Origin of the sequence: Pseudarthrobacter sp. DSP2-3-2b1 (assembly GCF_049895945.1) — a bacterium.
Taxonomy (GTDB): domain Bacteria; phylum Actinomycetota; class Actinomycetes; order Actinomycetales; family Micrococcaceae; genus Arthrobacter.
Genome location: NZ_JAFCTI010000020.1, coordinates 1 through 21,110, shown reverse-complemented (window position 1 = coordinate 21,110; position 21,110 = coordinate 1). Strand labels below are relative to the sequence as shown.

General features: G+C 65.4%; 22 protein-coding genes. 16 read left to right on the top strand and 6 right to left on the bottom strand.

What is annotated here, in order from left to right; genetic code table 11:
- Positions 1 to 131 precede the first annotated feature (131 nt).
- Positions 132 to 899, bottom strand: coding sequence for a hypothetical protein (locus ACP7AX_RS18300; RefSeq protein ID WP_426228509.1), 768 nt, complete (start codon positions 897 to 899; stop codon positions 132 to 134).
- A gap of 233 nt (positions 900 to 1,132) precedes the next feature.
- Between ACP7AX_RS18300 and ACP7AX_RS18295 the strand changes: the two genes are divergently transcribed.
- Entirely contained in the window at positions 1,133 to 1,534 is a 402-nt protein-coding gene (locus tag ACP7AX_RS18295) for a YchJ family metal-binding protein (RefSeq protein WP_131683359.1), read from the top strand.
- Here the strand turns inward: ACP7AX_RS18295 and ACP7AX_RS18290 are convergent.
- From ACP7AX_RS18290 to ACP7AX_RS18280, 3 genes are all read right to left on the bottom strand, one after another.
- The gene (locus tag ACP7AX_RS18290; RefSeq protein ID WP_131683358.1) at positions 1,531 to 2,340 is read right to left on the bottom strand and encodes a hypothetical protein; all 810 of its coding nucleotides are present in this window, start codon (positions 2,338 to 2,340) and stop codon (positions 1,531 to 1,533) included. The two genes, ACP7AX_RS18295 and ACP7AX_RS18290, sit on opposite strands and share 4 nt — an antisense overlap.
- 52 nt (positions 2,341 to 2,392) lie before the next feature.
- Positions 2,393 to 4,411 (bottom strand): acyl-CoA dehydrogenase family protein, encoded by a 2,019-nt coding sequence (locus ACP7AX_RS18285; RefSeq protein WP_131683357.1) that lies wholly within the window; start codon positions 4,409 to 4,411, stop codon positions 2,393 to 2,395.
- A 75-nt stretch (positions 4,412 to 4,486) separates the two neighbouring features.
- Positions 4,487 to 4,777: a hypothetical protein gene (locus ACP7AX_RS18280; RefSeq protein WP_131683356.1), complete on the bottom strand. Its 291-nt coding sequence runs from the start codon at positions 4,775 to 4,777 to the stop codon at positions 4,487 to 4,489.
- A 251-nt stretch (positions 4,778 to 5,028) separates the two neighbouring features.
- Between ACP7AX_RS18280 and ACP7AX_RS18275 the strand changes: the two genes are divergently transcribed.
- From ACP7AX_RS18275 to ACP7AX_RS18230, 10 genes are all read left to right on the top strand, one after another.
- Positions 5,029 to 6,489 (top strand): DUF3375 family protein, encoded by a 1,461-nt coding sequence (locus ACP7AX_RS18275; RefSeq protein WP_426228506.1) that lies wholly within the window; start codon positions 5,029 to 5,031, stop codon positions 6,487 to 6,489.
- Positions 6,490 to 6,491: 2 nt separating this feature from the next.
- Positions 6,492 to 7,313: a DUF4194 domain-containing protein gene (locus ACP7AX_RS18270; protein ID WP_426228504.1), complete on the top strand. Its 822-nt coding sequence runs from the start codon at positions 6,492 to 6,494 to the stop codon at positions 7,311 to 7,313.
- Positions 7,310 to 10,774, top strand: coding sequence for an ATP-binding protein (locus tag ACP7AX_RS18265; protein ID WP_426228502.1), 3,465 nt, complete (start codon positions 7,310 to 7,312; stop codon positions 10,772 to 10,774). Before ACP7AX_RS18270 ends, ACP7AX_RS18265 begins: the two co-directional genes overlap by 4 nt.
- 261 nt (positions 10,775 to 11,035) lie before the next feature.
- A complete protein-coding gene (locus ACP7AX_RS18260; protein WP_426228500.1) occupies positions 11,036 to 11,695 on the top strand; it encodes a hypothetical protein in 660 nt (219 codons plus the stop codon).
- A 154-nt stretch (positions 11,696 to 11,849) separates the two neighbouring features.
- Complete coding sequence (locus ACP7AX_RS18255) at positions 11,850 to 12,953, top strand: iron-siderophore ABC transporter substrate-binding protein (protein ID WP_426228498.1); 1,104 nt, start codon at positions 11,850 to 11,852, stop codon at positions 12,951 to 12,953.
- 10 nt (positions 12,954 to 12,963) lie between these two features.
- Entirely contained in the window at positions 12,964 to 14,070 is a 1,107-nt protein-coding gene (locus ACP7AX_RS18250) for an iron chelate uptake ABC transporter family permease subunit (protein WP_131683350.1), read from the top strand.
- Between the two features lie 77 nt (positions 14,071 to 14,147).
- Positions 14,148 to 15,182, top strand: a complete 1,035-nt coding sequence (locus tag ACP7AX_RS18245) for a FecCD family ABC transporter permease (protein ID WP_426228496.1) — start codon at positions 14,148 to 14,150, stop codon at positions 15,180 to 15,182.
- Position 15,183: 1 nt separating this feature from the next.
- Positions 15,184 to 16,011 (top strand): ATP-binding cassette domain-containing protein, encoded by an 828-nt coding sequence (locus tag ACP7AX_RS18240; protein ID WP_131683349.1) that lies wholly within the window; start codon positions 15,184 to 15,186, stop codon positions 16,009 to 16,011.
- Positions 16,008 to 17,060, top strand: a complete 1,053-nt coding sequence (locus ACP7AX_RS18235) for a siderophore-interacting protein (protein WP_426228493.1) — start codon at positions 16,008 to 16,010, stop codon at positions 17,058 to 17,060. The genes ACP7AX_RS18240 and ACP7AX_RS18235 overlap by 4 nt, the downstream gene beginning before the upstream one ends.
- A 116-nt stretch (positions 17,061 to 17,176) precedes the next feature.
- Positions 17,177 to 18,022 (top strand): SGNH/GDSL hydrolase family protein, encoded by an 846-nt coding sequence (locus ACP7AX_RS18230; protein WP_426228491.1) that lies wholly within the window; start codon positions 17,177 to 17,179, stop codon positions 18,020 to 18,022.
- Here the strand turns inward: ACP7AX_RS18230 and ACP7AX_RS18225 are convergent.
- On the bottom strand, positions 18,019 to 18,306 hold the full coding sequence (locus ACP7AX_RS18225; RefSeq protein WP_131683346.1) for a YciI family protein: 288 nt from the start codon (positions 18,304 to 18,306) through the stop codon (positions 18,019 to 18,021). The two genes, ACP7AX_RS18230 and ACP7AX_RS18225, sit on opposite strands and share 4 nt — an antisense overlap.
- A 60-nt stretch (positions 18,307 to 18,366) precedes the next feature.
- On the opposite strand from ACP7AX_RS18225, the gene ACP7AX_RS18220 reads away from it, so the two are divergent.
- The 5 genes from ACP7AX_RS18220 to rpsN all read left to right on the top strand — a co-directional run bounded on the left by ACP7AX_RS18220 (position 18,367) and on the right by rpsN (position 20,614).
- Positions 18,367 to 18,846: a MarR family transcriptional regulator gene (locus tag ACP7AX_RS18220; protein ID WP_131683345.1), complete on the top strand. Its 480-nt coding sequence runs from the start codon at positions 18,367 to 18,369 to the stop codon at positions 18,844 to 18,846.
- A gap of 39 nt (positions 18,847 to 18,885) precedes the next feature.
- Positions 18,886 to 19,647, top strand: coding sequence for an SGNH/GDSL hydrolase family protein (locus ACP7AX_RS18215; protein ID WP_426228489.1), 762 nt, complete (start codon positions 18,886 to 18,888; stop codon positions 19,645 to 19,647).
- Between the two features lie 253 nt (positions 19,648 to 19,900).
- Positions 19,901 to 20,137, top strand: a complete 237-nt coding sequence (rpmB, locus tag ACP7AX_RS18210; protein WP_108598676.1) for a 50S ribosomal protein L28 — start codon at positions 19,901 to 19,903, stop codon at positions 20,135 to 20,137.
- On the top strand, positions 20,137 to 20,304 hold the full coding sequence (rpmG, locus tag ACP7AX_RS18205) for a 50S ribosomal protein L33 (protein WP_011693743.1): 168 nt from the start codon (positions 20,137 to 20,139) through the stop codon (positions 20,302 to 20,304). The genes rpmB and rpmG overlap by 1 nt, the downstream gene beginning before the upstream one ends.
- A gap of 4 nt (positions 20,305 to 20,308) precedes the next feature.
- Positions 20,309 to 20,614: a 30S ribosomal protein S14 gene (gene rpsN / locus ACP7AX_RS18200; protein ID WP_011693742.1), complete on the top strand. Its 306-nt coding sequence runs from the start codon at positions 20,309 to 20,311 to the stop codon at positions 20,612 to 20,614.
- A gap of 305 nt (positions 20,615 to 20,919) precedes the next feature.
- Here the strand turns inward: rpsN and ACP7AX_RS18195 are convergent.
- Positions 20,920 to 21,110 (bottom strand): hypothetical protein (locus ACP7AX_RS18195; RefSeq protein ID WP_426228485.1); only part of this gene is annotated, 191 nt, incomplete at its 5' end.

Sequence of the window (21,110 nt, the reverse complement as noted above, 5' to 3'; positions counted from 1 at the left end):
TTGCTGTGGATCGTCACGACGCTACACAAATTCGAGACTGCGCAGCCGGAAAGTGCCACAGTCCTTAGCTTTTCGTAGCACGGGGTAACGCAGCACTGCACCGATGACGGTTTGTGAAGGAGAGGGGCGGGTCAGCGCCTGTCCGCAGGCAGTTTCGCCTTGAGGATGCTGGCGTGTCCGGAAAGGGAAAGCACGGAGCCGGTATCCAGCGGGGACAGCGGAGCTGGCGCGGAGGGCTTCTTGAAGGACCGCGGCACATCGCGCGCTGGGCGGTCCTGGTGCAGGGCCGATTCCACCAGGGGCGCCACCGCCACAACTTTTTCCGCCGGTACGCCGGGATCGGGCAGGTCGCGGACGGAGATGGTGATTTCCGGTGCGGCCGCGCGGGCCCTGGCCATGGCCCGGGCGTCTGCTTTTGCCACGGCGTCTGCCCAGTCCTCAGCCAGCACGGGCGGTTCCCGGCGCGCGGCCGTCAGGAGCGGGTGGTGTTCCACGGCGTCCTGCAGCCGGGGCCTGAGTTCCGACGGTTTCAGGACGTTGCGGGCGCTGCGGGCAGCCTTGCGCCAGTCGCGTGGCTTCAGAGCAGGAAGCACCCCGGCGCGGGCCGGCTTTGCTGGCTTAGGGGCCGGGCCGTCGTCGTGCGGTGAATCAGGCGCGGCACCGGAACCAGCACCGGAAGCGCGCGGCGCCTGCGCGCCGGACAGGCTGACAAGCTGGAGGGTCTCGTTCCTGGGAAGCCTGCCGAAGAGGGCCATAAAAAAGAGCGCTGCCAGCCGGCCGACGCCGGCGATCACCAGCGTGAGAATCACCAGCAGGAATAGCCCCAGGAACATCAGGAACGCCAGGCCGAGCGTGCCAAAAAAAGTCAGGTGGAGAGCGATGGTCGTTGAATCTCCCACGTGCACTACTCCTATCTGCGGCTGCGGCGTCCGTCCCGGAAACCACAGCCAGCGGGCAACCGGCCCCCTCCACCACCTTACGGACTATTTGCGGGCTGTGCCGCAGGTTGAGGGGGTCCGGCGGAGGTTGTTCCGAACCTGTTACCGGCTGTGACAACGGCGGCTGCGCCTATAGTCGGAGGGGTACAAAAGAGCCGCAGGCGGGCGGCTGTCACGCAACCGGCCGGAGCGAAATGCCTGAAAGACCACTCGAGACCAGCAACTGCATCTGCCTCTCCGGGCTGGCCTATGCCGAGTGCTGCGGCCGCTTCCACACCGGCCAGGCCGAGGCGGCCACGGCTGAGCAGCTGATGCGTTCCCGTTACAGCGCGTTTGCCCTGCTCAACACCGAATATCTGCTCAAAACCTGGCATCCGGACACGGCACCTGCCGGGCTGGACCTCGATCCCTCCATGGAATGGCGGCGCCTGGATATCCTGTCCACCAGCCGTGGCGGACCGCTGGACACCACAGGCACTGTGGAGTTCAACGCCCACTTCAGGCACGACGGCGAACGCGGAGTCCAGCACGAAAACAGCCGCTTCGTCCGCGAGAACCGGCGCTGGTACTACGTGGACGCTGTGCTGCAGGCCTAGCTCTCGCTGTACGTTTCATCCGGGGTGAAGCCGGCCCGGTCCACCTTGCGGTGGAAGTGCATGCCAGCCAGGCCGCCAAGGATCGCTGCACCGAGGGCAACGACGGCCACCACAATGGCGGCGATGATGCCCATGGTGCTCAGCTGGCCCTCGTTAATGGGGATCCGCGGGAAGCTGTTCAGGTTGGCCAGGATGTTGAACTGCTGGCCGGCGATGATGCCCAGCAAGGCCACCACCACCGCGGCGATCAGGGCCCAGATCCACACCATAAAGCCCTGCTTGGCGCCGTTGAAGCGGGCCATCCTGCCGGCCACATAGCCGCCCGAGTAATAGGAAACGAACAGGATCACCAGCAGAACGATCATTCCCACCAGCCCCACGGTGCCGTTGGTGGCCACCTGGTTCAGGGCCTCGTTGACATCCGTGGTGTTCGCCAGGCCCACCGCTGTTCCCAAAGCCGCAACGAAGGCGGTGAGGAGAACGGACATGCCGGTGGCCGCCAGCCAGCCAAAGAAGGCGGAGCCCACCTTGATGCCGCCGAACTGTTCTTTCTCGCGGGCAACCGCGGTGTGCCGGTCCGTGAGGCTGGGGTCGGTCAGGCGCGGATCCAGAACCGGTGTATCCACCAGCGGCTCGGAAGCCGGATCCGGCTGGTAGGCCCGTTCAGCGGAAGGCGCCGGCGTCTGGTCATAGACGCGCGTGGGTTCTCCGCCGGCGAAGGACTGGTCACGAGCAGTTTCACTCCGTAGATGCTCGTTCCGGGCAGTCCGTGGAAGTTTGTCCTCTGGGTTCGTCAGGTTGCTCATGGATCAACTCAACCACTGGACCGCCATGATAACAAGCCTGCTTACTATCGTGCTAGCGGTACTTCCGGTGCAGGTTCTCCTTGGTGGAAGCGCCCGGCGTCGCGTCCGCGATCCACGGGCCGGTACCCTCCGACTGGTCCAGGACCCCGGCCTCGAGCCAGGTGTAATCGCCGGCCAGGACCTTGCGTGAAAGGCCGCGGTCGCCGTCGTCGGTATTCCTCCACAGCTCGTCGAAGTACCCGTCAACGCGCACGCGTGACTGTTCGCAGAATGCTTCCGCGAGTTCGTAGGCGGAAGCCGCGCGGTCCGGAGCTGTGTGCAGCAGCATTTCGGCGCGCGAGCAGCATGCTGCCATGGCAAACAGCTCTGCTCCGATGTCCACCACCCGGCCCAGGAACGCCTGCTTATATTCAAGCTTCGCCTGCCACCGGCCCATGCCGTAAAAAGTCTGCCGGGCCAGCCGGCGCGAGGACCGCTCCACATACCTCAGCTGCTTGCCCAGCCGGCCGAATTCGCTGTAGGACCGGGGATCCATGCCGGCGCCCGCCACCAGCTTGGGCAGCCACTTGGCATAAAAACCGGAAGCCCCGACGGCGGCCCGTGCCTTCTCCTGCAGGCTCGAGTCCATGGATCCGAGGGCGCCCGCGGCGGCCAGGTGGGCGTCCACGGCTTCGCGCGCGATCAGCAGTCTCATGATTTCCGAGGAACCCTCGAAGACCCTGTTGATGCGGAGGTCCCGGAGCTGCTGCTCCGCCGGGACCGCCCGTTCGCCGCGGGCCTGGAGGGATTCGGCCGTCTCGAAGCCGCGGCCGCCGCGGATCTGGACGAGCTCGTCGGCGATCAGGTAGCTGACCTCGGTGGACCACAGCTTGGCCAGGGCCGCCTCGATCCGGATGTCCTTTTGGCCGGCGTCCGCGAGTTCGGCAGACAGTTCAAAGACGGCGTCCAGGGCAAAGGTGGTCGCGGCGATGAAGGCGATCTTCTTGCCCACGGCTTCATGCTTGCCTACAGGCTGTCCCCACTGGGTGCGGGCGTTCGACCATTCCCGGGCGATCTTCAGGCTCCAGCGGCCGGACGCAACGCACAGCGCCGGGAGCGAGAGCCGGCCGGTATTCAGCGTGGTGAGGGCAATCTTCAGGCCCTGGCCTTCGCGTCCGAGCCTGTTTGCCGCCGGGACCCGGACCTGGTGGAAGCGGGTCACACCGTTTTCAATGCCGCGCAGCCCCATGAACGAGTTGCGGTTCTCCACGGTGATGCCGGGGGAGTCCATTTCCACCACAAAGGCGCTGATGCCGCCCTTGTGGTGCGAGCCGTCCGCATCGGTGCGGGCCGGCACCACGGCCATCACCACCACCAGCTCGGCGATCACGCCGTTGGTGGTCCAAAGTTTGACGCCGTCCAGAACGTAGGATTCGCCGTCGTCCGTGGGAACCGCGGTGCTGCCCATCCGCGCAGGGTCACTCCCGACATCCGGTTCGGTCAGCAGGAACGCTGTGATGGCCCCGCCGGCGCAACGCGGAAGGTATTCGCGTTTCTGCTCCGGCGTCCCAAAGACCTTCACCGGTTCGGGGACACCGATGGACTGATGGGCCGAGATCAGGGCACCGATGCTCGGGTGGACACTGCCCAGCAGCGCCAGGGCACGGCCGTAGTAGACCATGGACAGGCCCAGGCCGCCGTACTCCTGGGGGATCTTCATGCCGAAGACGCCCAGGTCCGCCAGGCCCCTGATGTATTCGTCCGGGATCTGCGATTCGCGCTCAATCACCCGGCCGGACATGGTGCGGGCGTATTCGGTGAGGCGCTCCATAAACGCCTCGCCGCGCTCCACGTCCTCCGCCTGTGCTTTCGGCCAGGGGTGGATGAGGCTGAGGTCGAAGTCCCCCAGGTAGAGTCCCTTGGCGAAGCTCGGCCGCTCCCAGCCCTTTTCGCGGGCAGCCTCGGACAGTGCGCGGGCTTCTGCCGCGGTAGCCTCAGGGCCGATGTTGCTGGCAGCGACGGGAACATCCGCAGCCGGAGCATCGGCAGCAGCGGTGTTGGCGGCGGCAGGACTGTCAGTTGCGGAGCTCATGGGGTATCTCCTCTGCCCGGGATGGCCGGTTCAAGCCATGGATCCGCCGGGTTGGAGAACCCTTCAGCTGTTCCCTTAGATTACCCGCGGGTAGCTTCCCGTGCTAGGGGATGGCTGCCCCTGGAAGTCCCCGGGGACTTCGACAGTTGAGGCGTGGTGCACCAGCCGGTCCCAGCCATGGTTGATGCCGTGGACCACTGCCAGCAGCGAGGTGGAAAGGAGGAACCAGGCGAGCTTCCCCACCCCCACCATGACCAGGGCCAGGAACCCCGCGGTGAGGATGAAGGCCACCAGGAGCAGGCCGAAAACCAGGGTTCCCACAAATACCATGGTGGCCGTTTCCACTGCACTTAGATCAAACTGCATGCTTCCCCCTGCTGCGCCGTTGCTTCGGTTGAGATCAGTAGCATGAGCGTAGGGGCAGGCCGCTGCCGCATCCAGAGCCGCGGCACTCAGAATGCCGGGTTGGTATGGGATCGAAATGCTACCGCGAGGTAGGTAACGGAGCGATCGCGGAACCCTCACCGTTAGGGGGGTTGGGTCTGCGTTAACCTTGTAGTTGGCAGTTTTCGCGTTTCGCGCTGCCCAATCAACCCCCAGCTGCCGAAGGAGAGTGCGTGCCCCGCTCCGCCGCGTCATCCGCTGATGCGATCAGCGCCCGGCTCCGGGACCTCGAACTCCTGACCAAGGGACCTGCCTGGGCGCTCACTCGGTCCGCTCCCTGGGTCATCGCCGTCCTGCAGGCCTCCTTCACGCGCACCCGTCCGCAGCTTCCGCTCGAGGAGTTCCACGCCGACGTCGACTCCTTCCTTGAGCAGCTCCGGCGCCAGGATCCGGGGCTGGGGGGCTCCGCGGACGGCCCGGCCTCCGGAAAGAAGTACGCCGATGAGTGGACGCGCAAGAACTTCCTGACCCGGCGCAACCAGTCTGGGCAGATTGTCTATGAGGTCACAGAACCCGCGGCCCGTGTCCTCGCCTTCCTGGACAGCCTCTCCAGTGAGCGGTCAACCCTGAACGGTTCCCGCCTGGGCACCCTGCTGGGTGACGTGGAGAAGCTCGCCAACGAGACCAACCCGGACCAGAGCGCCCGGCTCGAATCCCTCGAAGAAGAGATCGGCGAGCGGCAGCAGCTGATCCAGGACATCAGTTCCGGCGACTTCGACGGCCTCCTCGATGACGACGAAGCCGTGGAGGCTGCGGGCAACATCCTGGATCTGGCCGCCAGCCTGCCCGCGGACTACAAGAAAATGCGCGACCGCATCGAGGAACTGGTAGGCGCCCTCCGTAATCAGATCATCGAGGAATCGCTCAGCAAGGGCGCCACGATGGCCCAGGTCCTTGAGGCGGACAAGCGGCTCCGGCAAAGCCCCGAAGGCAGGACGTTCCGGTCCTTTACGGCGTTCTTGGAAGACCCCCAGCAGCAGGTACGGTTCCGTTCGGCCATCGGCGAGGTGCTCAGCCGGCAGTTCGCCGATGACCTGTCGCCGGAGGACCGCGAAACCCTGAAAAACCTGGTGGCTGAGCTCCGCCACCAGCACGGCCAGATCCAGCGCATCTACGGCAAACTCAGCGAAAGCCTGAACACCTACGTCCAGAGTGACGACTTCCGCCAGTCCGTCCGGCTCCGGAAGGTCCTGCGCGAGGCCGAGCAGGCCATCAGGTCCCTGCCCTATGAACGCGAACGGCCCGGCCTGGTCCGCGGCCCGGTGCTGTTCAATGCCGGGTTCGAGTCCCTGGCCATGGTCAAGCTCTACGATCCGGACGAGTTCGCCGTGCCCCCCAAGCTCGCCGATCCCATCGCGTTCAGCGACTCGGACCGGGTGCGCTCGCCGAGGACGGGCAAGGCGCGGCCGGAGGCCATCCGGGCAGCCGTTGCCGGTGCCGCCACCCTCGCAGAGGCCTGGGCCCAGCTGCCGCCGGAAGAGCAGCACATCAACTCCATCCGGGCCCTGCTCTCGCATGCGCTGCAGGCTGGAGCGAATTTCGACCGCGAAGCCTGGGACGGCCTCGACTTCGAACAGATCGACGGCACCACCCGCACGGCATACCTGCCGGTGGTCACCCTGAAGAAGGATTGACGATGACTGAAGAGATTACGACGGCGGCGCCTCCCGTTGAGGAGGCCGCACGCCCCTTTGCAGTCACGCCCCGGGACACCTTTGTGGACGGTGCGGCGCTGTTCCCCGGCGATACCGGCGTGCTCTCCATGAAGGTGCGCCAGGCGCTGGTGAAGCTGCTCAAGGGACCGTATGTGGATGGCGGCCGCGACGAAAAACTGTGGACCACGCTGCTGGACAACCAGCTGATCCTCCGCAGCCGGCTGTCCGAACTCTTCCTCACCCTCCAGCTTGACCACGAACGCAAGATCGCCGTCCTGCGCCCTGTCGATCCCGAGGCGATCGGCGGCAGCACACGCTCCAGCATCCTGCGCCAGCAACGCGCGCTGAGCCGGGTTGAAACCATCGTCCTGCTCCGCCTCCGCCTGCTGCTGGACCGCCACGTCACCGCCCAGACGGACCCCACCATCACGCGCGAGGAAATCGCAGACCTCGTGGCCCACTACCAGCCCGCCGGCCAGCAGGACGCCCTGCGCGACTCGGACGTGGTCACCCGCGCCATCACCAAACTCCTGGCGCGCCAGCTCCTCATCACCACGCCCCTGGACGACGTCTACACGATCTCCAACGCCCTCCCCTTGGCGCTGCCCTTCGAAAACATTGGCGACATCCCGGCCCAAATCGAAGCCCTGGTAGCCGCCACCACCGACCCCACAGGCACAGAACCCCTCCTGGAGCTCGACACGGACCCCGCCGCTGAAGACGACGGTGGGGACGACGACGCCGAAGGGGCGGCATCGTCGTCGGCGTTCGCCAACGTAACCACCGAGGGGGAAGCCAAGTGAGCATCGCATCCATGCTGCCGATGGGCGAGCTCACGAACCCGGGCCAGATGCGGCTTGCGTTGGTGCAGGTGGTCAACTGGGGGACGTTCCATGGCGCCCACACAATGCACGTGGACCGGAACGGAACGCTGCTGACGGGCAACTCGGGCGTGGGCAAGTCCACGCTGTTTGACGCCATGCTGCGGGTGTTTGATGCCAGGCCGCGCTCGAATGAGGCCGCGGCCCAGCGCGCCGGCGGTGCTGTGGAGGACAAGAGGACCACATTCACGTACATGCGGGGCAAGGTGGGCGACAAGGCGGTGGGCGAAGGCTCGGCCAGTGCGTTCCAGCGTCCGGGTGCCACGTGGTCAGCCGTTGCGCTGACGTTCGATAACGCCGCGGGGACACGCGTGACGGTGTCCGCCCTGTTCGATGTGCCCAAGAACGGCACGGAGTCCAGCGTCGGGCGCTTTTACCTGATCGACAACAAGCCGCTGGACCTGCCGGTCATCGAGGACATCACCGATAAACGCTTCACCAAGGCCGCGCTCGAGACAATTTTTCCCGACGCCCAGATCTTCGATGTCCACAAGGCCTTCGCCGAACGTTTCCGCCGCCTCCTGGGCATCAGCTCGGATCAGGCGCTGCCGCTGCTCCGGGTCATCCAGGCCGGCAAGGGCCTTGGTGGAAGCGTCAACACCTTCTTCCGCGACCAGGTCCTGGATGCCCCCGCCACCCTCACCGCAGCCGATGACGTGGTGGAGGAGTTCAGCAACCTGATGTCCATCCGGCAGCGGCTTGAGGATGTACGGCAGCAGCGCGACCAGCTGGCTCCCGTGCCAGGGCTGAACAAGGAGTACGCGCAGTCCCTGCTGGACGCCAACCGGCTCCGTGAACTTGCCGGCGAGGAGTTCGAAACCTACAAGCAGCAGCTGGCCGTCACGGTGCACCAGAGGACGCTGGCCCGCATAAAGGAACTGGCCCAGGCCAAAGCCAAGGACCTCGCCGCCGAACGTTCGGTCCGTGACGGACTGGCCAAGGACCTGCGCGAACTGGAGACCGATTACAACAACCAGGGCGGCAACGCGATCTCCGCGATCGAGCAGTCACTGGAGAACGCCAGGGTTGGGCTGAGGCTCCGCCAACAGGTGGAGGAAGCTGCCCGCAAGGCACTGTCCGACGCCGGATTGCAGCTTGAGTGGACGGCTGAGGGCTGGGAGCAGGCCCATGAGCAGGCGGCAGCCAGGTCCGCGGAGCTGAAGGATGATTCCCAAGCCCTGCAGGAACTCCGGTTTGAGGCGTTCGACGGCCACGCCACCAAAAAACGCGAACTGGCCGCAGCCCAGCAGGAGCTCGTGTCGCTGAAGACGCGCAAGTCCCTGCTGCCGCCGTCGAGCATTGAGAACCGTGCGGCGATCGCTGCCGCAACGGGCGTGCCCGAAGACCGGATGCCGTTCGGCGGTGAGCTCATGGACCTCGCCGACGGGGAGGAGCAGTGGCGGCCGGCCGCGGAGCGCGCGCTCCGGAACCTGGCCACCACGCTGCTGGTCCCCGGTGAACACTTCGCCGCGGTAACCCGTTATCTCAACGACCACAAGGTGCGCGGCGCCATCCGTGCCGTGGACGTCTCCAAGCCGCTCGCCGGCGGCGCGCTGGCCGTGGAGGACGTGCGCGACGGCGATCTGCTCACCAAGCTGGACATCCTCGCCAGCGGTGCGGTGGCGGACGCCGGGGAATGGATCCGCGAGCGGATCGCCCTCGACTTCGCCTACCCGTGCGTCGAGGACCCCGACGAACTGGCCACCCTGGACAAGGGCCTGAGCCTCGGCGGAGTGGTCAAACGCAACCGGCACACGGTGGAGAAAGACGATCGCTTTACCGGGCGCCAGGACTACGTGCTCGGTTTCGACAACGCTGCAAAGCTGGAACTCGTGGCCGCACAGGTGGAAGACCTGCAGCAGGAGCTGGCCAAGGCCGCCGAGCTGGCCCAGAGCCGCGAGGAATCCCACCAGGGCATGAGCCGGCAGCTTGACGCCCTGCGCCGTATCGCCGAGGACCACCGCTCCTGGGAGCAGGTGTCTGCCGCCGTCGCCGGCGAGGAACTCACCAGGATTGAACAGCGGCTTAGGGACGCCCTGGCCGCGCAGGCAGACCTGGAACCGCTGCGGGCCAACATCGAAACAGCGCGCCAGAAACACCAGGCCAGCACGGAGGCCGCGGCCGTCCTGCAAAGCGAATACAAGTCGCTCGGCCGGCAGCTCAGCGCCGCCGATTCCCTGCTGGAAGCCGCACGGACCCGCCTGGAGCAGGCGCCGCCGTCGGCCGCCACGGTCACCGCGCTGGAACCCTACTTCACCGAGTTTGGTGACATCAGCGAGATGCACGAGCTGGACAACCTGGCCAACCGGGTCCGGACAGCGCTGCTGGGGGAGCTGCACACCACCGAGACGCGCGGTCAGGCAACCTCCGAGCGCCTGACCCGGATCTTCGAGGGCTTTGTACGTGAGTGGGGCTCGGCGATTTCCGCGGACCACGGCACGTCCATCGGCGCTGCGGGGGAGTTCGAAGCCCGCTACCACGCCATTGTCAGCGACGGCCTGCCCGCCCAGGAATCGGAGTTCCGCCAGTTCTTCAACCAGCGCACCCATGAATCCTTCAGCACGCTGCTGCACCTGCTGGACGAGGAACGCCGCTCCATCTCCAGCCGGATCCTCCCCCTCAACGGCATCCTGGCCGAGGTCAACTTCCATGAAGGCAGCTTCCTGGAACTGGACATCAAACAGACCATGCCGGCCACAGCCAAGCAGTTCAAGGATGCCATCCATCACGCGCTGAAGGCCCGGCACGCGCGGCCCTCCCGCGGCGGTGCGGACGCCGCCACTGCACCAGGCGGAGACGACGACGCCGAGCTCACCGCCCGCTACAAAACTCTCGAAACGCTGGTCAAGAGATTGGGCTCCCAGGCACCGGAGGACCGCCGCTGGCGCGCCGAAGTGCTGGACGTCCGCGGGCACCTTTTCATCCAGTGCAAGGAGCACCGGGAGGTTGCCGGTCCGCGGGGCGGCAAGCGGACCGACGTCTACATGCATGCCGATACCGGCTCCATGTCCGGCGGCGAGCGGCAGCGCTTCACCGCGTTCATCATGGCCGCGGCACTGAGCTACCAGCTGGGCATCGCCGAGCAGGGTTTCACCACCTACGGCACCGTGATGATGGACGAGGCGTTCGTGCTGGCCTCCGAGGAGTTCGCCGGTGCGGGCATCAAAGCCCTGCACGAGTTCGGATTCCAGTTGCTGCTGGCCGCCCCGGAAAACGTGATCGACCTGTCCAGGCACCTCGGCTCCGTCACGGAGATCCTCCGGGACAAGCGCACCAACCGCTCGGGCGTTCTGACGGCACCCGTCATCCGCCCGCGGGCCGGCGAGGAAGGGTCCTGGCGGTCGGAAGCAAACCCTGTGGACATCATTTTGCGCCAGTTGTGACTGTTGGAACGTATTTATAACAAATCGATGGATATATTGCGGAAGCCCTAGTCGGAGCGAAGGCGCTGGTGCCATTCTGGTGGACATCAAACACTCGCCTTCATCCTCCCCGATGGGTAGTCGCGGAACGCTGGGTCCCACGTCTAACGCCTTACGAGTTTGACGGCCTTCTTTTGAAAGGCACCACCAATGCACCCAGTACATCGCGCCCGCACTTTTGCGGCTCTCGCGACCCTCGCAGCCCTTACCCTCACGGGCTGCATGGCAAACGTCTCATCGGACGCTGCCGGCACTCCCACCGCGCGGGCCACCGCCCCGGCGTCCGTGAGCGCCACCCCCGTCCCCAGCAGCACGCCGGACCCGACGACGGCGGGTGAGCGGCCGGCGTCGTCCGCTCCCACGTCTTCAGCGCCGGCGCCTGCCGGACTGGCGACGTATACGTTCCCGGATGGGCGGCTCTCCTTTAAGTACCCGGCGGACTGGCGGGTGGAGCTGTTTGAGGCGTCGGCCTCGCCGTTCGTGGGAACTGCCACGGTTTATGACGCATCCGGGGAACGGCAGGCCGAGATCTACACCGGCGTCATCGCTGATGGAGTCAGCAGTCCCGTTACGCGGACGGTGTTCGAATCAGTGCCGGTTCCCGGACTCCAGGGGCAGCCTGAACCTGCCGCCCACTATTCCTTCTATGTGGACAACGTGAACGAGATCGCCACGTACCGCATGCACCTGACGCCGGGGGCTCCCATTGCCGGCGCGGAGATGGGGCTGCCGGGACTCATCCGGATCGATGGGCGGATCCTGATTGCCGAAGTCACGTTCATTGCCAACCCCTTCGCCAGCGACGACGCCGCCAAAGCCTGGCTTGCGGGGGAAGAAGGCCAGGCGCTGAAGGCCCTCATGATGAGCGTGTCCTACAGCTGACCGTCCAACCACCAGAGGCGCTCCTCCACGAAAGCGGGGGAGCGCCTTTTGTGTCCTTCGTCACGTCGGGCAATTAAGTTACGTAAGCCTTGCGTATTACACAGGAGGGTAGGCTAGCCTTACTTGGGTTCGCATCATTGACCTAAGGAGTTCCGTGACTTCCCCCCTCTTTTCCGGCCCGAGTGCCACCCGCCGTACGCTGCTGAAAACAGCCGGCAAGGCAACGGCCGTACTGGCAGCCGCGGCCCTCAGCCTGTCCGCCTGCTCCACCGGACCCGCGTCCTCCACTCCGGATGCCAGCACTTCCAGCTCCAGCAGCGCACAGTTCCCGGTCACCATCAAGCACGTCTTTGGTGAAACCACCATCAAGGAACAGCCCACCCGCGTAGCCACCGTCTCCTGGGTCAACGACGATGTTGCCATTGCCCTCGGTGTTGTTCCCGTAGGCGTCCCCAAGAATGAATGGGGCGGCAACGAGCAGGGCTCCACACCCTGGAAGGACGCGGCACTGACGGAATTAGGCGCCGGCTTCGGTTCGGAGAAGGCCCCGGTCCAGTACTCCGAGACTGACGGCATCAACTTCACCGAGATCGCCAAGCTCACCCCTGACGTCATCCTGGCCGCATACTCCGGTCTGACCGAAGAGGACTACAAGAAGCTCACGGAGATCGCCCCTGTGGTGGCCCACCCCGACGTGGCCTACGGAACCTCCTGGCAGGACTCCACCTCCATCATCGGCAAGGCCCTGGGCAAGGAAGCGGAGGCTGCCAAACTGGTCTCCGATACCGAGGCCACCATCAAGGAAAAGGTCTCCAAGTACCCGCAGATTGCCGGCAAGAGCTACATCTACGGCAACCTCGAGCCCGCTTCGGCCGAAGGTGTGAATGTCTACACCGCCAACGACAACCGCCCCCGCTTCCTGAGCGAAATCGGCATGACGCTGGCGCCCGTTGTGGAGGAGAACTCGAAGGGCTCCAAGGCGTTCTTCATCCCGTGGTCCGCTGAGAAGGCCAACGAGCTCGATTCCGATATCTTCGTGACCTGGGTTCCGGACGCCGCCACCACCGATTCCATCAAGGCGGACCCGCTGCTCGGCCAGATCCCGGCCATCCAGAAGGGCGCCCTGGTTGCCGATTCGGACAACACGCTGACGCTGTCCATCTCCGCGTCCTCCCCGCTGAGCCTGCCGTGGTCGCTGGACACGTTCCTCCCGCAGCTGGCGAGCGCAGCGGACAAAGTCACCGCCGCAGTGAAGTAAGCACCGTCCCATGACGGAAAGTACGACGACGGCGCCCACCCAGGGGCGAGGTCTCGGCGCTTTGGTGCCGCCAAGGCGCCGAGACCTCACCTCTCGGCGCCCCGCCGGCGGCCGCGCGCGCCCCCGGGGCAAGCAGGCCGCCTGGCTGCTGGCCGCCGTCGTCGTACTTGCTGTATTAACTGCCGCATCGTTGGCCATCGGTGCCCGCGGACTTTCCCTGGCGACGGTATGGCAGGCGCTCACCCTGTTCGATCCCGCCAACGGCGACCACGCCGTGGTCCACGCCCGCATTCCGCGCACGGTCCTGGGACTGCTCGCCGGCGGCGCCCTGGGCCTTGCCGGCGCTGCCATGCAGGGGGTGGCCCGGAACCCGCTGGCGGACCCGGGCATCATGGGCGTCAACGCCGGCGCCGCCCTGGCCGTGGTCACCGGCATCTACATCTTCGGCGTCTCCTCCCTGACCGGCTACATCTGGTTCGCCTTCATCGGCGCAGCAGTGGCCGCCGTCGTGGTTTACCTCATCGCCTCCCTGGGCAGGGACGGTGCGACGCCGGTCAAGCTCGCGCTCGCCGGGGCGGCCCTCAGCGCCGGACTGTTCTCGCTGATGAACGTCATCCTGGTCTCCAGCCAGGACACCCTGGACCGGTTCCGTTTCTGGCAGGTGGGCGGTATTGCCGGCCGGGACTGGTCCGTGGTGCTTCCCGGGCTGCCGTTCCTCGCTGTCGGGGCGCTCATCGTCCTTTTCGCCGGGCGCATCCTCAACAGTTTGGCTTTAGGCGACGACATTGCCCGCGGCCTCGGCCAGCGCGTGGGCCTCGCCCGGGGCATTACCGCCCTGGGCATTGTGATGCTCTGCGGTTCGGCAACGGCGCTCGCCGGACCCATCGGCTTCGTGGGCCTGGTCATCCCGCACGCCGTCCGCTTCCTGACCGGCCCCGACTACCGCTGGATCCTGCCGTTCTCCCTGGTCCTGGCCCCGGCGCTGCTCCTCGGCGCCGACACCATTGGCCGTATTATCCTGCTCCCCGGTGAGGTCCCCGCAGGCATCATGACGGCCCTCGTCGGCGCGCCGGTCTTCGTCTGGCTGATCCACCGCGGGAAAGGGGCCGGGCTGTGAAACTTGCCGAAACCGTCCCCAAACCCCCCGTTGCCTTATCACTTCCGGCCGTCAAAACCGGGTTTTGGCGACCAAAGGTGATAGCGCAAGGCTGGCGGACCGGGTTGCTGGCAGCCGCCGTCGTCCTCCTGTTTGCCGTCTACGTCCTGCTCGGCAGCTACACCGTGACCATCCCGGACTTCTTCAAAATCCTCATCGCCCACCTGACAGGCGGCGAACGGATCCCCGGCGCCAGCTTCATCGTCATGGAAAACAAGCTGCCGCGGGCCGTGATCGGGACCATGATCGGGGTGGCCTTCGGCCTGGCCGGCGGACTGTTCCAGACCATGCTCCGCAACCCGCTGGCCAGCCCCGATGTGATCGGCATCAGCTACGGCGCCAGCGCGGCAGCAGTCACGGCCATCGTGGTCTTCGGCGCATCCGGCGCAGCAGTCTCCGGAGCGGCTCTCGTTGGAGCGCTGGGAGTGGCGGCCATCATCTACGGCATCTCCCGTGGCGGCTCACTCGGCTCCGGAGGCGGCAACAGCGGAAACGCTGCCGGAAACCGGCTGATCCTGGCCGGCGTGGGCATCGCCGCCGCCCTGCACGCGGTGGTCAACTTCCTGATGACCCGGGCGGACATCCGCACCGCCGCGGACGTACTGGTGTGGCTGAACGGATCCCTTAACTCCGCCAACTGGGACCGGGCCACGATGCTGTCCCTGGCACTCCTGGTCCTGATTCCGGCCGTCATCGCCCTCGCCGGCCCGCTCCGCATCCTGGAACTCGGCGACGACGCCGCGGCCGGACTGGGCATCCGCGTCGGCTTCACCCGCCTCGCCGTGGTGGTCACCGCGGTTGCGCTGGCAGCGGTGGCGACGGCGGCAGCCGGTCCGGTGGCGTTCGTCGCCTTCCTCGCCGGTCCCATCGCCCGCCGCGTCACCAACAAAGCCAGCCTGCCGGCGTCGGCCCTTGTTGGTGCCCTTATTGTCCTGGCGGCCGATTACTTCGCCGCCAACATTGCCCCCCTGCTGCTGGACGGCACCGTGCTGCCCGTCGGCGTGATCACCGGTGCGCTCGGTGCCCCGTTCCTGCTGTGGCTCCTTGTCACGGCCAACCGGAAGGATGCCTGACATGGCTGTTCTCAGCGCCAAGGACCTTACGCTGAAATACGATCAGCGCTGCGTGGTGGACGGCCTCACCGCTGACATCCCCGAGGGCAAGGTGACCATGATCGTGGGTGCCAACGCCTGCGGCAAATCCACGCTCCTCCGCGGGCTGTCCCGCCTGCTCAAGCCTGCCGCCGGGGCGGTCACGCTGGACGGGAAGGACATCCACTCCCGCCCGGCCCGGGAACTCGCCCGGACCCTGGGACTCCTCCCGCAGCACCCCACCGCGCCGGACGGCATCACCGTCCGGGACCTTGTGGGGCGTGGCCGGTACCCGCACCAGGGCTTCTTCCGGAGCTGGAGCCCGGGTGACTCGTCACACCATGATCTCGCCGTGCAGCGCGCGCTCGAAGCGACCGAAACGCTGGACCTCGCCGAGCGAAATGTCGACGAGCTGTCCGGCGGCCAGCGCCAGCGCGTCTGGATCGCCATGGCACTGGCCCAGGAAACGGAGGTCCTGCTGCTGGACGAGCCCACCACCTACCTGGACCTGGCCCACCAAGTGGAAGTCCTGGACCTCGTCACGGACCTGAACCGCCAGCGCGGCACCACCGTGGCCATCGTCCTGCACGATCTGAACCTGGCTGCACGCTACGCGGACCACGTCATCGCCATGAAGAACGGCGCAGTTGTTGCGCTTGGCGATCCCTCTGCTGTTGTTACCGAAGAGCTGGTCCGCAGCGTCTTCGGCCTCGAATCCCGGGTGATCCCCGATCCGGTCTCCGGCACGCCACTGATCATTCCCATCGGCCGCCACCACACCACCGCCACTGAATTGGAGCTCGTTTCATGAAGACCCGCAATATTGCCGCCACCGAGCCCATGACCCTGGCCTTCGAGGTCACCGTTTCCTCCGTGCAGGAGCTGAGCCCCAACTTCCGCCGGATCACCTTTGGCGGGTATTGCCTGCGTGATTTCGGCGTGAACGGCGACACCCTGGACCTGCGCATCAAGCTGATGATCCCCTCCGTGGCGGAGGACGGCACGGAGATCCCCCTGCCCGCCTTCGAGATGGCGCAGTCCGGCTGGTACCAGGAATGGCTGGCCATGGACCCCGCCGTCCGGGGTTCCATGCGCACCTACACCGTCCGTGGGTCCCGCTTGGATTCGGTCTATCCGGAGATCGACGTGGATTTCGTCATGCACTTCGATGCGGAAGGCAACGGCGGTCCGGCCGCCAACTGGGCCCTCAACGCCAAGCCAGGGGATGCCATCACCATCATCGGCCCCAACAACCGCGCCGCCCAGTGCTACACCGCCGAAATCTACGGCGGCATCGAGTGGCGGCCCGGTATGGCCCAGCGCGTCCTCCTCGCCGGTGACGAAACCGCCGTTCCCGCCATTTCCGCCATCCTCGAAAGCCTGCCGCCCTACATTACCGGCCACGCCTTCCTGGAGGTCCCGGAGGCCGGCGACTTCCTGGAGCTCACGTCTCCGGCCGACGTCCAGATCACCTGGCTGGCACGCGGTGCCGCCATCGGACGGTCCCGCCCGCACGGGGAGCTGCTGCAGGACGCGGTGCGAAAGGCCGTCCCCGTCCCCGGCTGGGTAGGGATCAAAGCGTCCGACGCCGGCGCTGACGCCGGCGCCGGCCCGGAGCCCGAGGACGTCAATGTGGACGTGGACATCCTCTGGGAGACTCCTGCACGGATGGAAACCGCCGAGATCGAGGCCAGCAAGAACCCCGACGTTCCGGCGGGTGGCATGCCGTTCTACGCCTGGATCGCCGGCGAGGCAGCCGTCATCAAGGACATGCGGCGGTACCTGGTGCGGGACGTCGGGATCGACCGGAAGCAGGTCGCGTTCATGGGCTACTGGCGCCGCGGCAAGGCCGAGCTCTAAACTCCGGCCCCACCCCAAACGCTCTCGCACTTGATGTGGGTTTTTTCGGGACGCTCTGGCACTTGATGTCGCTGTTTGTTAACCCTGATGTTTCCTTCGGTGGGTACGGTGGCGGGGTGTCTGCTGAATCTTTGCTTCCTTCGAGTGGGCGGCGTGTGTTTGTTGCCCTGGGGGATTCGTTTACCGAGGGCGTGGGGGACCGGGACGAACGGCTGCCCAATGGTGTGCGGGGCTGGGCAGACCGGGTAGCGGAGAAACTCGCGAAGGCGGAACCTGGCTGGGAATACGCCAACCTGGCCATCCGGAGCAAACGCCTGCGGCACGTCGTCAGCGAGCAGCTGGAGCCGGCACTCGCCATGAAACCGACTCTGGTTACGCTCTATGCCGGCGGCAACGACATCCTGGACATCGGCACCGACATGACGGCCCTGATGGACGAGTACGAAGGCGTTGTGGCCCGTCTTGCCGGGAGCGGGGCGACGGTGGTCCTTTTCACCGGCTTCGACGTCAAGGTTTCCGCAGTCCTTGAGCTGCTGAAGAAGCGCAACACGTTCTACAACCAGCGCGTGCGGGCGATCGCCGCCACCTACGGCGCCGTCCTGGTTGACTATTGGTGCCTGGACGCCTTCCATGACCGGCGGATGTGGGACTCGGACCGCCTGCACATGTCCAAGGCAGGCCATAAATACCTCGCGGGGCAGGTCCTGGACCAGCTCGGCGTTCCGCACAAGATCCTCCCCAAGGACTGGGAACCGCCGGAGAGGCTCAGCCTGCGGGAGTGGGAACAGCGGCAGCGGCGCTGGATGCACGACTGGGTCCTGCCGCTCTTCGGTCGCAAAATCCGGGGCATCACGTTGGGCGATACCCTCAAGCCGCGGTGGCCGCAGCCGGTCAAGGTGCCGCGGAAGGGCGGGCTGAAGAAACTGGCCGAAAAGAACCGGGCAAAGGCCGAGAGGTCCTAGTTGTCCAGGATGTTCTCGAAGCCCGGCGCCACCCTGTTGGCCGCAAACTCCATGACTTCGAAATCGGCCACGCCGTTGATGTAAAAGGGGTCCTTGGCAAGGCTGCCGTCGAGCGTCGGACGGTCGGCCCTGGACAGCAGCAGCCCGCCCGTGCGGGGGACTTTTCGTCCAGCGGCAACAAAGACGCCGTCGTCGAAGGCATTCTTCAGCCATTCAACATGGCCCGGCAGGTGGAACTCCACAATGTCTTCGGGCACTTTGTAAGTCAGGGACACAACATACATGGGCACAATCTTACCGGGGCGTCGCCGAGCCACTTGAACTGTCAAGCATAGAATGGACCCATGACCGAACCGCGCTGGCTTAATGCCGATGAACGCCGTGCTTGGCTGGCCATGCTGAGCATCAACACCATGCTTCCCGCCGCGCTGGACAACCAGCTGCACACGGCCGGCAAAGTGTCGCTGTTCGACTACAACGTCATGGCAATGCTGTCCGAGGCTGAGGGCCGCTTTTTGCCGATGAGCGAGCTGGCCGCCCGCACCAGTTCCTCGCTGTCCAGGCTCTCGCACGTCGTGTCTAAGCTGGAGAAGCGCGGATTGTTGGAGCGGCGTCCGCACCCCCGCGATGCACGCGTCACCACCGCTCACCTGTCCGACGACGGGATGGCCACTTTGGTGTCGCTCGCGCCGGGGCACGTGGAAGCCGTCCGGAACAAGTTCCTGGACGCCCTGACGGACCGCGATGTCAACGATCTGGTACGGATCGGCGAAAAGATCGTGGCCCGCCTGGACGATGACCACTGGATCCTCCGCGAAAGCTGATTCTTGGTTGCCCGCAACAACGGATGACACACTGGCGCTATGAATTTTTCGACGCGCTTCGTAGCCCTCGGCGACTCCTTCACGGAAGGTGTGGGTGACAGCGATCCCGCGCGCCCCAACGGTGTCCGCGGCTGGGCTGACCGGGTAGCGGAGCAGCTGGGTGCGGCGGATCCGGACTTCGGGTACGCCAACCTCGCCATCCGCGGCAGGAAACTCCGCCAGATCATGGCCGAACAGGTTGATGCCGCCGTCGAACTTAACCCCACCCTGGTGACCATCTACGCAGGTGCCAATGACATCCTCCGTCCCCGGATCGACATCGACGATCTGCTGGCTGAATACGACGCCGGCATCAGCAAACTGGCCGCCACCGGAGCCACCGTGGTGATGTTCACGGGCTTCGATGCGCGCGGCTCCAAGGTCTTCAGCACCATGCGCGGCCGTACGGCCATCTACAACGAACTGGTCCGCGGCATCGCCGGCGATCACGGCGCACTCCTGGTCGATTACTGGCGTTTCAACGAGTACTACGACTGGGGGATGTGGGCCCAGGACCGGATGCACATGTCCGCCGCCGGTCACGCCAACATGGCCAAACGCGTCCTGACGGTGCTGCAGCATGACCACTCCATTGAGGTCCCGCCGATGACGCCGGTCCCGGAACTGAGCCGAGCCGATGCAATCCGCGCCAACGCCCGCTGGGTCCGCGAATTCGCCGGGCCGTGGGTGGTACGGCGGGTCACGGGCAAGTCCTCCGGGGACGGGCTGACACCCAAATACCCGCAGCTGACGCGCCTCTAGCTGGGCAGCCCCTTATACACCGTCCGAAGCCGGATTGGTCTTTAATTGCCTGAACTCGTAGACTTGGTAGGCGCTAAGTGCGCGGAGCGTGCGCAATTGCTCCGGTGGCCCGGTAATTTTCTCCAGGGTAGCCGGTAGTTAGGGGCTCAAGTTGCGTGACTAACCGTTCACCCTGATCACTTTGGGTCGCACCTAGACGCATGATCCTGCAGCAGATATGCGGATCATTACATTCAATTCTTGAGGAGAAGTCATGGCAGCACACTGCCAAGTGACCGGAGCCGAGCCGGGCTTTGGGCACAGCATTTCGCACTCGCACCGACGCAACAAGCGTCGGTTCGATCCGAACATCCAGAAGAAGCGCTACTGGGTTCCGTCCCTGCGCCGTAACGTCACGCTGCAGGTTTCTGCACGTGGCATCAAGACCATCGACGTTCGCGGCATCGACGTAGTCGTCGCCTCTATCCTGGCTCGTGGGGTGAAGCTCTAGTGGCTAAGGACAAGGACGTACGTCCGATCATCAAGCTCAAGTCGACCGCGGGCACGGGTTACACCTACGTGACGCGCAAGAACCGTCGTAACGATCCGGACCGTATGGTTCTGAAGAAGTACGATCCCCGCATCCGTAAGCACGTCGAATTCCGAGAGGAGCGCTAAGCACATGGCTAAGAAGTCAATGATCGCTAAGAACGAACAGCGTAAAGTCATCGTTGAGCGTTATGCTGCAAAGCGCCTCGAACTGAAGAAGGCTCTGGTTGACCCCGCGTCCACCGACGAGGCCCGCGAAGCTGCACGCCTCGGCCTGCAGAAGCTGCCCCGTAACGCATCGCCCGTCCGTCTGCGTAACCGCGACATCATCGACGGCCGTCCCCGCGGCACCTTCCAGAAGTTCGGTATCTCCCGTGTTCGCTTCCGCGACATGGCTCACCGCGGTGAGCTTCCGGGCATCACCAAGTCTTCCTGGTAATCCAGCACCGCTGATTCCAGCTACTTGAGAAGGGCCGGCAACCGTTTGGTTGCCGGCCCTTCTGCTTTTAAGGGTTACGGTCCAGCCCCGTGGGAGTGTGCTTCGTGGTTGTGCCGCAGCACACAGAAACCGCGGGCGACGGCGGCGCCCGGTTTTGGGTGCCTTAAGGCCTTGTGGGCGCGGATTGGCGGGGTTTTGGTGTGGTGTGTGGGTGGATTTGCGGTGGGGGTTGGGTGGGTGTATTGTTTTCTAAGTCGCCGCGAGGGGAACAGCGAAGAGCTGGTTACCGCGGGCGGCCAATCCCCCTAATTCAAGACCATTTTTTTGGTGGCTCGTTTGAGTGCCTGGATGTGGTGGGGGTTCGGGTTTCTTGCTGGTGTTGGTCCTGGAATAGGGATTTGCATCGGGGCGGGGATTCGGGTAAGTTTGAAAAGTTGCTCCGGAGCGATCCACGGCTGAGATGTTGTGGTGGTGCCGGGTGTGTCTGTTGTTTGAG

Excerpts from the sequence above, each read along its gene's own strand:
- ACP7AX_RS18295 (WP_131683359.1), top strand. The coding sequence starts at position 1,133 with ATGCCTGAAAGACCACTCGAGACCAGCAACTGCATCTGCCTCTCCGGG.
- ACP7AX_RS18290 (WP_131683358.1), bottom strand. The coding sequence starts at position 2,340 with ATGAGCAACCTGACGAACCCAGAGGACAAACTTCCACGGACTGCCCGG.
- ACP7AX_RS18285 (WP_131683357.1), bottom strand. The coding sequence starts at position 4,411 with ATGAGCTCCGCAACTGACAGTCCTGCCGCCGCCAACACCGCTGCTGCC.
- ACP7AX_RS18280 (WP_131683356.1), bottom strand. The coding sequence starts at position 4,777 with ATGCAGTTTGATCTAAGTGCAGTGGAAACGGCCACCATGGTATTTGTG.
- ACP7AX_RS18270 (WP_426228504.1), top strand. The coding sequence starts at position 6,492 with ATGACTGAAGAGATTACGACGGCGGCGCCTCCCGTTGAGGAGGCCGCA.
- ACP7AX_RS18260 (WP_426228500.1), top strand. The coding sequence starts at position 11,036 with ATGGCAAACGTCTCATCGGACGCTGCCGGCACTCCCACCGCGCGGGCC.
- ACP7AX_RS18250 (WP_131683350.1), top strand. The coding sequence starts at position 12,964 with ATGACGGAAAGTACGACGACGGCGCCCACCCAGGGGCGAGGTCTCGGC.
- ACP7AX_RS18240 (WP_131683349.1), top strand. The coding sequence starts at position 15,184 with ATGGCTGTTCTCAGCGCCAAGGACCTTACGCTGAAATACGATCAGCGC.
- ACP7AX_RS18235 (WP_426228493.1), top strand. The coding sequence starts at position 16,008 with ATGAAGACCCGCAATATTGCCGCCACCGAGCCCATGACCCTGGCCTTC.
- ACP7AX_RS18225 (WP_131683346.1), bottom strand. The coding sequence starts at position 18,306 with ATGTATGTTGTGTCCCTGACTTACAAAGTGCCCGAAGACATTGTGGAG.
- ACP7AX_RS18220 (WP_131683345.1), top strand. The coding sequence starts at position 18,367 with ATGACCGAACCGCGCTGGCTTAATGCCGATGAACGCCGTGCTTGGCTG.
- ACP7AX_RS18215 (WP_426228489.1), top strand. The coding sequence starts at position 18,886 with ATGAATTTTTCGACGCGCTTCGTAGCCCTCGGCGACTCCTTCACGGAA.
- rpmB (WP_108598676.1), top strand. The coding sequence starts at position 19,901 with ATGGCAGCACACTGCCAAGTGACCGGAGCCGAGCCGGGCTTTGGGCAC.
- rpsN (WP_011693742.1), top strand. The coding sequence starts at position 20,309 with ATGGCTAAGAAGTCAATGATCGCTAAGAACGAACAGCGTAAAGTCATC.